This window comes from Kitasatospora sp. SC0581, assembly GCF_048159585.1.
GTDB lineage: Bacteria > Actinomycetota > Actinomycetes > Streptomycetales > Streptomycetaceae > Kitasatospora.
This window is the reverse complement of the sequence record NZ_JBLRWA010000017.1, coordinates 39,553-52,810: the sequence shown is the minus strand read 5'-3', so window position 1 is coordinate 52,810 and position 13,258 is coordinate 39,553. Positions and strand designations below refer to the sequence as shown.

Below are 13,258 nucleotides of genomic sequence, written 5' to 3'. Positions count from 1 at the left end.
AAAGGTTGTACTGGTGACCGTTGTCGTTCCCGTCCGGGCGGCCGGATCCGGCTCACTCCGCACCCGGCCGGTCTCCCGAACTCCCGTTCCCCCGCGCCCAGTTGATCTACCCCAGCGCCATCGCGTCGAGGACCGCCGCGGTGGCCGCCCGGACCAGGGCCCGCATCAGCCGCAGGTCGTCCCCCTGCTCCGGGTGCCACTGCACCCCGAGCGCGAACCCCGGCCCCTCCACCGCCTCCACCGTCCCGTCCGGTGCGTGGGCGCTCACCCGCAGGCCCGCCCCCACCCGGTCGACGGCCTGGTGGTGGAAGGTCGGCACCTCCAGCTCGCTCTCCGGCAGCAGCCCGCCCAGCAGCGTCCCCGGCACCGGCCGCACCAGGTGCGAGCCGTAGCACCCGGGCGAGCCGCCGTGCACGTCCACCGGCACCACGTCCGGCAGGTGCTGCACCAGCGTCCCGCCGCACACCACGTTCAGGACCTGCATCCCCCGGCAGACCGCCAGCAGCGGCATCCCCGCCGCCAGCGCCGACCGCAGCAGCGCGACCTCCCAGGCGTCCCGCTCCGGCGAGTCCACCTCCGTCGCCGGGTGGGCCGGCTCCCCGTAGTACGCCGGGTCGATGTCCGGCCCGCCCGCGATCACCAGGCCGTCCAGCCGGGCCAGCACCTCCGGGGCGCGCTCCGGGACGTCCGGCGGCAGCAGGACCGCGATCCCGCCGGAGTCCCGGACCTGCGCGGTGTACCGCTCGGGCAGCAGGGCCACCCGGCGGCCCCGCCAATCGCTCCAACTCGCGTCCACCAGGTAGGTGCTGACGCCGATCAAAGGCCTGCGATCCATGGCGCGCATTCTCCCCCCGGAGCACCTGATCCACCGTCAGCCACGCGCGTCGGCGCGCCACGGGCGCCCGACACCCACCCGCCCTCTTCCGCCCCGCGAGTCGCAGGCCGTACGGTTCGCTGTGACCGTTTGATCTCGAAGAGTGATCGAGGAGGAGGGTTCGGTATGTCCGAAACGCCCGAACGGGCCGCCGCGGGCTCGCCGCCCCGGCCGCCGCTGACCCTGGACCGGCTGCGCGCCCTGGTGGACACCGGCGAGGTGCACACCGTCGCGCTCGCCTTCACCGACATGCAGGGGCGCCTCCAGGGCAAGCGCTTCGCCGCCCGGTTCTTCCTCGACGAGGTGGCCGAGCACGGCGCCGAGGCCTGCGACTACCTGCTGGCCGTCGACGTCGACCTGAACACCGTGGACGGCTACGCCTTCTCCTCCTGGGCCACCGGCTACGGCGACTTCGCGATGCGCCCCGACCTCGGCACCCTGCGGCTGACCCCCTGGCAGCCCGGCACCGCCCAGGTCACCGCCGACCTCGCCCGGCACGGCGGCCACCCGGTGGACGCCGCCCCGCGCCAGCTGCTGCGCCGCCAGATCGCCCGGCTCGCCGAGTACGGTCTGGCCGCCGACATCGGCACCGAGCTGGAGTTCCTGGTCTTCCGCGACACCTACGAGCAGGCCTGGCTGGGCGGCTACCGCGGCCTGACCCCGGCGAACCTCTACAACGTGGACTACTCGATGCTGGGCACCGCCCGGGTCGAGCCGCTGCTGTCCCGGATCCGCACCGAGATGGCCGGCGCCGGCCTGGTGGTGGAGTCCGCCAAGGGCGAGTGCAACCTCGGCCAGCACGAGATCGCCTTCCGCTACGCCGACGCCCTCACCACCTGCGACCAGCACAGCGTCTACAAGACCGGCGCGAAGGAGATCGCCGCCCAACTCGGCTGCGCGCTCACCTTCATGGCCAAGTACGACGAGCGCGAGGGCAACAGCTGCCACATCCACCTCTCGCTGCGCGACGCCGTCGGCGCCCCCGCCTTCGCCGATCGGGACGGCCGGATGACCGACACCATGCGGCACTTCCTGGCCGGCCAGCTGGTCGCGCTGCGCGAGTTCAGCCTGCTGTACGCGCCGAACATCAACTCCTACAAGCGCTACCGCCCGGGCTCCTTCGCCCCGACCGCCGTCGCCTGGGGCCGGGACAACCGCACCTGCGCCTACCGGGTGGTCGGCCACGGCCCCGGCCTGCGGATGGAGAACCGGGTGCCGGGCGGCGACGTCAACCCGTACCTCGCGGTGGCCGGGATGATCGCGGCCGGCCTGCACGGGCTGCAGCGCAAGCTGGACCTGCCCGCGCCCTGCCTCGGCAACGCCTACGCGGTGGAGGAGTACGCGCGGGTGCCCGGCTCGCTGCGCGAGGCCGCCGGGCTCTGGGCGGACAGTGCACTGGCCCGCGAGGCCTTCGGCGACGACGTGGTCGAGCACTACCTGAACATGGCCCGGGTCGAGCAGTCCGCCTACGACGGGGCGGTCACCGACTGGGAGCGCTACCGATCCTTCGAACGGATGTGAGCCGTGACCGAGCCGAACGCGACCGCCGGGAGCAGCACGGTCCGCAACCCCGCCACCGGCGAGGTGCTCGCCACCGTCCCCGACACCACCCCCGAGCAGCTGGACGCGGCCGTCCGGCGGGCGGTGAAGGCCCAGGCCGGCTGGGCGGCGCTGGCCCCCGGTGAACGCGCCCGGCTGCTGCGCCGGTTCGCCGACCAGGTCGAGGTGCACGTCCCGGAGCTGGCCGCCCTGGAGGTGGCGGAGGCCGGCCACCTCCAGGCCAATGCCCGCTGGGAGGCCGGCAACGTCCGGGACCTGCTGGAGTACGCCGCCGGGGGAGTGGAACGGCTGACCGGCCGGCAGATCCCGGTCCCCGGCGGCCTGGACGTGACCTTCCACGAGCCGGTCGGCCTGGTCGGGGTGATCGCGCCGTGGAACTTCCCGATGCCGATCGCCGCCTGGGGCTTCGCCCCCGCCCTGGCGGCCGGCAACGCCGTCCTGCTCAAGCCCGCCGAGGCCACCCCGCTGACCGCTCTGCGGCTGGCCGAACTCGCCCTCGCGGCGGGCCTGCCCGAGGGCCTGTTCCAGACCGTCCCCGGCGCGGGCGCCACCACCGGACGGGCCCTGGTGGACCACCCGGCCGTCCGCAAGATCGTCTTCACCGGCTCGACCCTCGTCGGCAAGGAGGTCGCCGCCCGCTGCGCCGCCCGCGCCAAGCGGGTCACCCTGGAGCTCGGCGGCAAGAGCCCCAACATCGTCTTCGCCGACGCCGACCTGGCCCGCGCCGCCGACCCGCTCTCCTTCGCCGACAACAGCGGCCAGGACTGCTGCGCCCGCAGCCGGATCCTGGTCCAGCGCGAGGTGTACGAGGACTTCCTCGCCCTGCTGCTGCCCGCCGTCGACACCCTGCGCACCGGCGACCCGACCGACCCGCAGACCCAGCTCGGCCCGCTGATCTCGGCCGCCCAGGTCCGCCGGGTGGCCTCCTACCTCACCCCCGACCTGCCGGTGCTGGCCCGCGGCAAGGTCCCGGACGGGCCCGGCTACTGGTACCCGCCGACGGTGGTCGCCCCCGAGGACCCGGAGGTCCCGGCCGTCACCGAGGAGATCTTCGGACCGGTCGCCGCCGTCCTGCCGTTCACCGACGAGGCCGACGCGCTGCGGCTGGCCAACGCCACCCGCTACGGCCTGTCCGGCTCGATCTGGACCAGGGACGTCGGCCGCGCGCTGCGCCTGGCCCGGGGCGTACGGGCGGGCAACCTGTCGGTCAACTCGCACTCCTCGGTGCGCTACTGGACGCCCTTCGGCGGCTTCGGCGAGTCCGGGGTGGGCCGCGAGCTGGGGCCGGACGCGCTGCGTCACTTCACCGAGACCAAGAACGTCTTCATCCACAGCGAGGAGTGACAGCCCGATGAGCGAGAAGCACGCCGCGCCGGACGAGCCCGTCTGCCGACGGCTGGTCGGCCGCACCGCCGTGGTCACCGGCGCGGGCAGCGGGATCGGCCTGGCCGCCGCCCGCCGGCTCGCCTCGGAGGGCGCGAAGGTGGTCTGCGCCGACCTCGACGAGGAGACCGGGCGGGCCGCCGCCAAGGAGGTCGGCGGGCTGTTCGTGCACACCGACGTCACCGACCCGTACATGGTCGAGGCGCTGTTCGACGAGGCGTACGAGACCTGCGGCAGCGTGGACGTCGCGTTCAACAACGCGGGCATCTCGCCGCCCGAGGACGACTCGATCCTGACCACCGGCCTGGACGCCTGGCGCAGGGTCCAGGAGGTCAACCTGACCTCGGTCTACCTGTGCTGCAAGGCCGCGCTGCCGTACATGCGCCGGCACGGGCGGGGCTCGATCATCAACACCGCCAGCTTCGTGGCCCGGATGGGCGCGGCCACCTCGCAGATCTCCTACACCGCCTCCAAGGGCGGGGTGCTGGCGATGTCCCGCGAGCTGGGCGTGCAGTTCGCCCGGGAGGGCATCCGGGTCAACGCGCTCTCGCCGGGGCCGGTGGACACCCCGCTGCTGCGCGAGCTGTTCGCCAAGGACCCGGAGCGGGCCGCCCGCCGGCTGGTGCACATCCCGCTCGGCCGGTTCGCCCGGGCCGAGGAGATCGCCGCCGCGGTGGCCTTCCTGGCCAGCGACGACTCCTCGTTCATCACGGCGAGCGAGTTCCTGGTGGACGGCGGCATCTCCGGGGCGTACGTCACACCGCTGTAGCCGCCCGCGGGCTCGGCGGTCGGGCCGCACAAGGGCCGCACAAGGGCCGCAGCCGGGGTTCTCACCGGAATCTCATCGAAAACGGCGGGAATTCCGGGCCGCGCTGATTTCGCGTTTATCCGGCTGCCTTTAGATTCTCTACCGTGAGCGAGCAGATTCCCGCCGGGTGGTACCCGGACCCCAAGAACACCACCGGCGACCCGAGGCCGCAGCGGTGGTGGGACGGCAAGGGCTGGACGGCCGACACCCGGCCCGCACCCTCGGACGCCCCGGCACCGCAGGCTCCGGAGGCGGAGCCGACGGCCGCCGCGGCCCCGGGGCCGGGAGCGGCCGGGCAGACCACGGTGCTGGAGGGCGAGGTGCTGGAGAGCGGCCCGACCGTCCGCTACCCGGAGCCGCCGCCCTTCGGCGCCGCCTACGGCTCGCCCGCCGGGCCGCCGCGCAAGGCCCGGCGCAAGCCCTCGAAGCTGGTGCTGGCGACCACCGTCGCCGCCCTGCTCGGCCTGGCCGTCGGCGCGGGGGTCACCTACCTCGCGGTGGACGGCCACAGCGACCGCGCCCCGCGCAGCGCCCGCCCGGCGCCGCAGGGCGGCGGCTACGGCCCGTGGGGCGGCCTCCCGGGCTTCGGCGACCCCGGCAACGGCGGGGGCGGGGACAGCAAGGGCGGCAACGGGGGCAACGGCGGGAACGGCGGGAAGGGCGGCGGCGGGAACGGCAACGGCGGCGGCAAGACCCGCCCGAGCGCCGACCAGGCGATCGACGTGGTCAACAAGCTCACCCTGCCGGTCCCGGACGGCTGGGAGGCCGGCACCACCACCGACGGCTACGCCATGCTCAGCGTCGGCTCGTACACCTGCGTGGACGGCAAGAGCACCTGCTCCCTCGGCGGGGCCAACACCGGCCGGATCGACGGCGGCGGCACCGACGCCCAGGCGGCGGCCAAGGCCGACATCGCGGCGGCCGCCAAGGCCGCGTACGGCGACGTCACCGGGCACCAGGAGCTCAAGTCCGAGGCCGTGAAGGTCAACGGCCAGGACGGCTACCTGGTCCGCTGGAAGGTGGACGCGCCCAAGGGCAACAACGGCTACGTGCAGACCGTGGTCTTCCCGTCCGCCGACGGGAAGTCGCTGGTCTCGGTGCACTTCGGCTTCGACATCGCCGACAAGTCGCCGGACGTCGCGGTGATGGACACCATCGTCAAGGGCATCACCGACTACAAGGGCAAGCTGCCGACCATCCCGGGGCTGCCCGGCTCCGGCGGGTCCGGTGCGGGCGCCGGCGGCGCCGGGGGCACCACCACCTGAGCACCGCGCTCCTCACACGGCGGCGGCCCACCCGGGAGGGACCCCTCCCGGGTGGGCCGCCGCCGTTCGCTCGTACGCGGGGTGGTGCCGCGGGAACCGGGCCGGACGGGGGTGTGGCCGGCCCGGTCCCGCGCCCGGCGTCAGGAGTCGCGTCGAACAGCCTCGACGCGACGGCGCCGGAGCACCATGCCGGCCCAGCCGACGCTGATCGCGGCGGCACCCGCGAGCAGCAGCGGACCGGTGGCCGAGGTACCGCCCACGGCCGCCGAGGCGGTCGGGATCACCTGGCCGGCCGGGGAGTCCGGGTCCCCGCCGTGGCCGTGGTGGGCGACCGTGGACTTGGAGGCGTCGGCCGCGATCTGGGCGTCGCTGGGCGCGGCCGGGGCCTGGGCGGTGAGCGCCGACGCGGCGGTGGCGGAGGCGCCGAAGTCGACGTCGGAGCAGGCGTAGAAGGCCTCCGGGCTGTCGCTGCGCTGCCACACCGTGTACAGCACCTGGCGGCCGGTGCGCTGCGGCAGGGTGCCGGAGTAGCTGTAGGAGCCGTTGACGGCGTTGCGGTCGACCTGCACCTTGGCCACCGGGGTCGGGTCGAGGTCCGACCACTTCAGCGGCTTGGTGGGGTCGTAGCCCGCCTTGGTGATGTAGACGGTCTGGGTGCCGACGTGCGGCGCGGTGGTGCGGAACTGGAAGGTGAAGGCGCCGGACTTCACCGCGGTGGCCGGCCAGTCGGTGCGCGGCCAGTCCAGCGCCGCGTACTTGTCGCGGTTGGCCGAGCAGAGCTTGCCGTCCGGGATCAGCGCCTGGTGGTTGCCGTTGGCGTTGGCGATGTTGACCTCGTTCCAGTCGTACAGCGGCTGGGTGCCGCTCGCGGCGACGAGGTCCTTGCAGATCTGGGACACCGGGTGCTCGGGGCCCTCGGCGTAGCAGGCGGCGACCCGGCTCACGGGGTTGGTCATCGTGCCGTGGGCGCTGGCGGTGCCGGCGGTGGCACCGGCCACCGCGACGACCGCGGCGCCGATCACGCCGACGGACAGGGCACTTCGCTTGATGGACATGGGGTGGGGACTCCTTGACCGTCGTTCCGGGCGTGCGTGGGGGAACGGGCACGCCTGCCCGTTCGGGAGCCGCCGGCCCGGCGCGCGGCTCCCGGCCAGAGCGTAGGATTGGTCTGGACCAGAAGGCAATAGCCGCGCGTACTGTGCTTGTTGACGGACTGTAGGCCCCGGAGCAGGAGAAAGGCCCGACGGACGGCCGTGGTTAGCCGTTCCATCGGGCCCCGTTAAGGCTCCGGAAAGGTCAGTGCCGCATGTCGTGGATGATGCCGGCCTGGATCACGAGATCGCTGTTGACGGTCGAGCTGCCGCTGATGGTGTTGATGATGTAGGTCCCGCCGGGCGCCTTCTCGAACTGCCCGGGCAGGAACTCCCGGAGGATGTCGAAGAGTTCCTCGGCCGCCTGCGGGTTCGTCCGGAACAGCGCGCGCAGCCGGTTGCGAAGGGCGGCGGCCTGGTCGGCCAGGACCTCCTCGTCGCCGTCGGCCTCCAGCACCTCGGCGCGGATCACCTCCAGCTCGGCGCTCGCCTCCTCGTCCCGCTCGCCGCGCCCGAACAGCCGGGCGATCCGCGAACTGGCCTGGTTCCAGGCGGCCGTGGCCATCAGTCCGGCCACCGAGGTCGCCCCGGACCTCACCATCTCCTGCACGAGCTCGGCGTCCATGCCGCCCCCTTCACGTTCGCAGTGTCGCCACCACGGTAGGGCAAAGGCGGACGAAGCGTCAGAGGAACGTCTTCCCCTCGCCCCGGTACGTCGGCACCGTCCGCACGACCCGGTCGCCCTCGACCAGGTGCAGCTCGGCGAAGCGCTCGCACAGCTCGCCCGCCTTGGCGTGCCGGAACCAGACCCGGTCGCCGATCAGCAGGTCGTCCGCGGCCGAGCCGAGCAGCGGGGTCTGCACCTCCCCGGCGCCCTCCATCGGGTCGTAGCGCAGCCCGGCCGGCAGGTACGGCACCGGCGAGCGGTCCGGGCCGGCCGCGCCGGAGGCCGGGTAGCCGCCGCCGAGCACGGTCACCACGCCGAGGCCGGGGCGGCGCACCACCGGCTGGCCGAACAGCGCGGCCGGGCGGCCCCGGAAGGAGCGGTAGTTGTCGAACAACCGCGGCTGGTACAGCCCGGAGCCGGCCGCCACCTCGGTGACGGCGCGTTCGGCCACGGTGGACTCCACGCTGCCGGTGCCGCCGCCGTTGACGAACTCCAGGTCGGCCACCCGCCGCAGCCGTCGGACCGCCGCCGCGCGCCGCTCGGCCAGTTCGGTCCGGGACCTGGCCTGCATCAGCCGGATCAGCTGCGAGCGCACCGGCCGGCCGGGCACCCGGTCGCCCACCCCGGCGACGTGTCCCTCGTACGCCATCAGGCCGACGACCCGGAAGCCCCGGCGGCGCTGGACGAGTTCGGCGAAGGCGCCGAGGTCCTCGGGGGTGCGCAGCGGCGAGCGCCGGGCGCCGACCCGGACCCGGCCGCCGAGCAGTTGCAGCGAGGTGTCCAGCTCCAGGCAGACCCGCACCTCGGCGTCGCCGCCGCGGGCCGCGTCGATCAGGTCCAGCTGGGCCGGGTCGTCCAGGACGACGGTGATCTCGCGGGCGGCCTCCGGGTCGGCGGTCAGTTCGGCGTAGCCGGCCCGGTCGGCGGAGGGGTAGGCGAGCAGGATGTCGCGGACGCCGGTGCGGGCCAGCCAGAGCGACTCGTCCAGGGTGAAGCTCATCACCCCGAGGAAGCCGTCCACGGCGAGGGCCCGTTCCAGCAGCGCCCGGCAGCGGATCGACTTGCTGGCCAGCCGGATCGGCTTGCCGCCGGCCCGGCGGACCAGGTCGGCGGCGTTCGCGTCGAACGCGGCGAGGTCCACGACGGCCACCGGCCCGTCCAGGTGGGCGGTGGCGCGGTCGTACCGGAGGCGGTCGGAGACCGGGGCGGGTGCGGTCGCGGGCGCGTCGAGGATCACCATGGCCGCAGGGTGCCACACCGCGCTACCGGTGGGTAGGCCCCGTGCGCGGGGAGCGTGCAGGGAAATGGGGCCGCTCGCGCGCGGTGGCATAGGGTCGGGCGGGTGGACCGCAAAGACTTCTCCAACCCGGCGTTCGTCGGCAAGAGCATCCCGAATCCCGGCTTCTCCGACGACGACGGCACCGCCGACCAGGCGCTCACCGAGGCCCTCGCCCGCTGGTCGCAGGACCGCGCGGCCGAGCCGGAGGTGCTGGCGGCGCTGACCCCCACCCGGCTGATGGTCCCGATCGTCGCGATCCTCGGCGAGGTCGAGGTGGACGCGAACGGGCACCGGCACGAGAAGACCAGCGACATGGCCGTCCCGGTGCTGGAGGCCCCGGACGGGCGCCGCGCGCTGCCGGCGTTCACCTCGCTCGACTCGCTCGCCCGCTGGCGCGCCGACGCCCGCCCGGCGCCGACCGCGGCCCCGCAGGCCGCGATGGTGGCCTTCTCGGAGCGCGCCGACACCCTGCTGATCGACCCGGCCGGGCCGGTGCCGTTCCTGCTGAGCGGTGCCCGGCTGCGGGCGCTGGCGGAGAACCGCGCGTTCCTGCCGCCGGTCCGGGACCCGGAGGTGCGCGAGGCGGTCCGCGGGCTGCTGGCGGCCGAGCCGCAGGTGGTCACCGGGCTGCTGGCGGCCTCGGAGGACTCGGACGGGGTGCTCGCGGTGGTCTTCGACCCGGCGCTGGACCAGGCCGGGCTGCAGGCGGCCGCCCAGCGGGTCGGACAGGCCGTGGCCGCCGACCCGGTGCTGCGGGTGCGGCTGGACCGGGGGCTGGACCTCGCGGTGCTGCCGGCCGGTGCGGAGCTGCCGGGGGAGCCGCTCTACAAGCGGTAGGAAGCGAAAAGGGGGAGGTCAGCCTACTAGACTAGTAGGCTGACCTCCCCCTTTTCGCGGTCCGGACGTCAGGAGTAGACCGGCCCGGTGAACTTCTCGCCCGGCCCCGCGCCCGGCGCGTCCGGGACGACGGACGCCTCGCGGAACGCGAGCTGGAGCGAGCGCAGCCCGTCCCGCAGCGGCGCGGCGTGGAAGTTGCTGATCTCCGGGGCGCCGGCGGTGACCAGCCCGGCGAGCGCGGTGATCAGCTTGCGGGCCTCGTCCAGGTCCTTGTCCTTGTCGCCGCCCTCGGCGAGACCGCACTTGACCGCGGCGGCGCTCATCAGGTGCACGGCGACGGTGGTGATCACCTCGACGGCCGGGACCTCGGCGATGTCGCGGGTGAGGTCGTCGAAGCCGATCGCGTCGTCGTCCGCGCCGGGGTTCTGGGTGGGCTCGCTGCTCAAGGGTGGCTCGTTCCGTTGTGCCGTGTGGGTACACGTGGAGCGTACAAGGGGGTCCGTGCCGGGGCGGAATAGCGTTCGACCGCGTGACGCTGTAAGCTTCGAGACTGACCGGCCGGGATCCCGTATGGGCACTCGGCCAGCAAGTGGAGGCTCCACTGAGGAGGCCCGAGAGGGCAACCGCGAAAGTCTCCCACCTTGTCGGCCTCGCGGCCGACGGGTCCCGGTCCGCGATGGGCGCCCCTGGCGCCGAGTCGCCGCAGCGCCCCTCACCGGGCGCAGCCCCCGGTTGTGTGGAGCCCCGCTTGTACCGAGCGGGGCTTTTTTCGTGTGGCGGTGTACGTAGCCGGACAGCGCAGCACGAATGAAGCCCCGCCCAGTGGTCGAGTCCACTACGTGCGACCGCCGTCCGACGGCCGCATCGCAGAAGGTGCAACCGAGGAGGCCCCATCAGCACCGAGCCCCGCATCAACGACCGGATTCGCGTCCCCGAGGTGCGACTCGTCGGTCCCAGCGGCGAGCAGGTCGGCATCGTGCCGCTTGCCAAGGCGCTGGAGCTCGCGCAGGAGTACGACCTCGACCTGGTCGAGGTCGCGGCGACCGCCCGGCCGCCGGTGTGCAAGCTCATGGACTACGGCAAGTTCAAGTACGAGTCGGCCATGAAGGCCCGTGAGGCGCGCAAGAACCAGGCGCACACGGTCATCAAGGAGATGAAGCTCCGGCCGAAGATCGACCCGCACGACTATGACACCAAGAAGGGTCACGTCGTCCGGTTCCTCAAGCAGGGCGACAAGGTCAAGATCACGATCATGTTCCGCGGTCGTGAGCAGTCCCGCCCCGAGCTGGGCTTCCGTCTGCTCCAGCGGCTCGCCGACGACGTCCAGGACCTGGGCTTCGTCGAGTCCTCGCCCAAGCAGGACGGCCGTAACATGATCATGGTTCTTGGCCCGCACAAGAAGAAGACCGAGGCGATGGCCGAGGCCCGCGCCCTCGCGGACGCCCGCAAGGCCGAGCGTCAGGGCCGCACCGGCGGCCCCGACGCCGCTGCGGACATCGAGGACGAGGACGTCGTGACCGACGTCGAGGACGTCGTGACCGAGGCCGAGGACGCCCCGGCCGAGGCGCCGGCCGTCGAGGCCGACGCTCCGGTCGAGCAGCCGGCCGCCTCCCAGGGCGCCTGAGCCCTCACCGGCCAGGAGGCCCGGGAGACCGGCCCCCAGGGTGACGGGGCGTCCCGCCCGGTCACCGCAGATCCATCCAGTTCACGCCCGCGCGGCGCACGTCGCGCGGGCGCGGACGGGACTGACGAGGAGATACGGCGAAATGCCGAAGCAGAAGACGCACAGTGGCGCCAGCAAGCGCTTCAAGATCAGTGGCTCTGGCAAGGTGCTGCGCGAGCGCGCCGGCCGCCGCCACCTCCTGGAGCACAAGCCCTCGACGCTGACCCGCAAGCTGGCCGGGACCGTCGAGCTGGCCCCCGCTGACGCCAAGAAGATCAAGAAGCTTCTCGGCAAGTGATCGCCCTCCCGCCCGGCGCGAGCCGTGAGCGGGGCAGCTGATCCTTCCCGACCCATTCGAATGACGGACCACGTGAAGTAGTCCGTGGTCCAACCCAAGGAGTAATCAAGTGGCACGCGTCAAGCGGGCAGTCAACGCCCACAAGAAGCGCCGGGTCATCCTGGAGCGCGCCAGCGGCTACCGTGGCCAGCGTTCGCGCCTGTACCGCAAGGCCAAGGAGCAGGTCACCCACTCGCTGGTCTACAACTTCAACGACCGCAAGAAGCGCAAGGGCGACTTCCGTCAGCTGTGGATCCAGCGCATCAACGCTGCGGCCCGTGCCAACGGCATCACCTACAACCGCTTCGTGCAGGGCCTGAAGGCCGCCAGCGTCGAGATCGACCGCAAGATGCTGGCCGACCTGGCCGTCAACGACCCGGGTGCGTTCGCCTCCCTGGTCGAGGTCGCCCAGAAGGCGCTGCCGGCCGACGTGAACGCCCCGAAGGCCGCCGCGGACGCCGCCTGATCTTCCGAGATCGGTTGAGCTCTGACCGGACCCGCAGGCTCGCCTGCGGGTCCGGTCCTGCTTTCGCCCCCCTCCTTCAGCGCCCTCAGAGATCGAGACCATGCCGAGCACCGACACCCCCCTGCTGACCTCCCTGCGCTCGCCGCGCGTCGTCGCCGCCCGCCGGCTGGCCAAGCGAAGCCAGCGCGGCAAGGAGCGCCGCTTCCTGGTCGAGGGCCCGCAGGCCGTCCGGGAGGCCGTCGCCTTCGGCAGGCTGCCGGGCAGCGGCGAGCACGCCGTGGTCGAGGTCTACACGACCCAGGAGGCCGCCGAGCGGCACGCCGGCATCGTCGGGGCGGCCCTGGCGGAGGGGCTGCCGGTGCTGACCGCCACCGACGAGGTGATCGCCGACATCTGCGACACCGTGACCCCGCAGGGCATCGTGGCGCTCTGCCGCTTCATCGACACCCCGTTCGACGAGGTGCTCAGGGCCCGCCCCAAGCTGGTCGCGGTCCTCGCCCACGTGCGCGACCCCGGGAACGCCGGCACGGTGCTGCGCACCGCCGACGCGGCCGGCGCGGACGCCGTGGTGCTGACCGACGCCTCGGTGGACCTCTACAACCCGAAGGCCGTCCGGGCCTCCGTGGGCAGCCTGTTCCACCTGCCGGTGGCGGTCGGCGTGCCGGTCGAGGAGGCCGTCGGGAGGCTGCGCGAGGCCGGTGTCCGGGTGCTCGCCGCGGACGGCGCGGGGGAGCGGGACCTGGACCAGGAGCTGGACGAGGGCACGCTGGGCGCGCCCGGCGCATGGGTGTTCGGCAACGAGGCGTGGGGGCTTCCGGAGGAGACCCGCGCGCTCACCGACGAGGTCGTGCGCGTTCCGATCCACGGCCACGCCGAGAGCCTCAACCTGGCCACGGCCGCGGCCGTCTGCCTGTACGCCTCGGCCCGGGCGCAGCGTTCGCCCGGCGGCTGCCGCTCGAACACCTGACGCACCCGGGGGCGCACCGGGATCTCCCCGTTGCAAGCCCTACTACACCCGCCTGGGAGAC

General features: G+C 73.5%; 14 protein-coding genes. 9 read left to right on the top strand and 5 right to left on the bottom strand.

Annotation, left to right across the window (positions count from 1 at the left end; genetic code table 11):
• Positions 1-106 precede the first annotated feature (106 nt).
• Positions 107-835, bottom strand: a complete 729-nt coding sequence (locus ACLWS4_RS23975) for a gamma-glutamyl-gamma-aminobutyrate hydrolase family protein (protein ID WP_049649881.1) — start codon at positions 833-835, stop codon at positions 107-109.
• Between the two features lie 165 nt (positions 836-1,000).
• Between ACLWS4_RS23975 and ACLWS4_RS23970 the strand changes: the two genes are divergently transcribed.
• The 4 genes from ACLWS4_RS23970 (at position 1,001) to ACLWS4_RS23955 (ending at position 5,890) form a co-directional block, all read left to right on the top strand.
• Positions 1,001-2,395 carry a glutamine synthetase family protein gene (locus tag ACLWS4_RS23970; protein ID WP_074002342.1) on the top strand — a complete coding sequence of 465 codons (1,395 nt, stop codon included), beginning with the start codon at positions 1,001-1,003 and terminating at the stop codon, positions 2,393-2,395.
• Between the two features lie 3 nt (positions 2,396-2,398).
• On the top strand, positions 2,399-3,778 hold the full coding sequence (locus ACLWS4_RS23965; RefSeq protein WP_117487187.1) for an aldehyde dehydrogenase family protein: 1,380 nt from the start codon (positions 2,399-2,401) through the stop codon (positions 3,776-3,778).
• A 7-nt stretch (positions 3,779-3,785) separates the two neighbouring features.
• Positions 3,786-4,586, top strand: a complete 801-nt coding sequence (locus ACLWS4_RS23960) for a 3-oxoacyl-ACP reductase (RefSeq protein WP_049649878.1) — start codon at positions 3,786-3,788, stop codon at positions 4,584-4,586.
• A 143-nt stretch (positions 4,587-4,729) separates the two neighbouring features.
• A complete protein-coding gene (locus ACLWS4_RS23955; RefSeq protein ID WP_416875191.1) occupies positions 4,730-5,890 on the top strand; it encodes a DUF2510 domain-containing protein in 1,161 nt (386 codons plus the stop codon).
• 140 nt (positions 5,891-6,030) lie between these two features.
• On the opposite strand, the gene ACLWS4_RS23950 is transcribed toward ACLWS4_RS23955, so the two are convergent.
• The 3 genes from ACLWS4_RS23950 to ACLWS4_RS23940 form a co-directional block, all read right to left on the bottom strand.
• Positions 6,031-6,945 (bottom strand): lytic polysaccharide monooxygenase auxiliary activity family 9 protein, encoded by a 915-nt coding sequence (locus ACLWS4_RS23950; RefSeq protein WP_049649876.1) that lies wholly within the window; start codon positions 6,943-6,945, stop codon positions 6,031-6,033.
• A 241-nt stretch (positions 6,946-7,186) separates the two neighbouring features.
• The gene (locus ACLWS4_RS23945; RefSeq protein WP_049649875.1) at positions 7,187-7,606 is read right to left on the bottom strand and encodes a hypothetical protein; all 420 of its coding nucleotides are present in this window, start codon (positions 7,604-7,606) and stop codon (positions 7,187-7,189) included.
• A 58-nt stretch (positions 7,607-7,664) separates the two neighbouring features.
• A complete protein-coding gene (locus ACLWS4_RS23940) occupies positions 7,665-8,888 on the bottom strand; it encodes an amino acid deaminase/aldolase (protein ID WP_074002345.1) in 1,224 nt (407 codons plus the stop codon).
• A gap of 102 nt (positions 8,889-8,990) precedes the next feature.
• Between ACLWS4_RS23940 and ACLWS4_RS23935 the strand changes: the two genes are divergently transcribed.
• Positions 8,991-9,764 carry an SseB family protein gene (locus ACLWS4_RS23935; protein WP_074002346.1) on the top strand — a complete coding sequence of 258 codons (774 nt, stop codon included), beginning with the start codon at positions 8,991-8,993 and terminating at the stop codon, positions 9,762-9,764.
• A gap of 68 nt (positions 9,765-9,832) precedes the next feature.
• Here the strand turns inward: ACLWS4_RS23935 and ACLWS4_RS23930 are convergent, their stop codons facing one another.
• Positions 9,833-10,210 carry a DUF1844 domain-containing protein gene (locus tag ACLWS4_RS23930; protein WP_049649872.1) on the bottom strand — a complete coding sequence of 126 codons (378 nt, stop codon included), beginning with the start codon at positions 10,208-10,210 and terminating at the stop codon, positions 9,833-9,835.
• 446 nt (positions 10,211-10,656) lie between these two features.
• Between ACLWS4_RS23930 and infC the strand changes: the two genes are divergently transcribed.
• The 4 genes from infC (at position 10,657) to ACLWS4_RS23910 (ending at position 13,197) form a co-directional block, all read left to right on the top strand.
• Positions 10,657-11,388 carry a translation initiation factor IF-3 gene (gene infC / locus ACLWS4_RS23925; RefSeq protein WP_074002347.1) on the top strand — a complete coding sequence of 244 codons (732 nt, stop codon included), beginning with the start codon at positions 10,657-10,659 and terminating at the stop codon, positions 11,386-11,388.
• 142 nt (positions 11,389-11,530) lie between these two features.
• Entirely contained in the window at positions 11,531-11,725 is a 195-nt protein-coding gene (rpmI, locus tag ACLWS4_RS23920; RefSeq protein ID WP_030055648.1) for a 50S ribosomal protein L35, read from the top strand.
• Positions 11,726-11,834: 109 nt separating this feature from the next.
• Positions 11,835-12,230, top strand: coding sequence for a 50S ribosomal protein L20 (rplT, locus tag ACLWS4_RS23915; protein WP_030055649.1), 396 nt, complete (start codon positions 11,835-11,837; stop codon positions 12,228-12,230).
• A 100-nt stretch (positions 12,231-12,330) separates the two neighbouring features.
• On the top strand, positions 12,331-13,197 hold the full coding sequence (locus tag ACLWS4_RS23910) for a TrmH family RNA methyltransferase (RefSeq protein ID WP_416875190.1): 867 nt from the start codon (positions 12,331-12,333) through the stop codon (positions 13,195-13,197).
• The last annotated feature ends 61 nt before the right edge of the window (positions 13,198-13,258 follow it).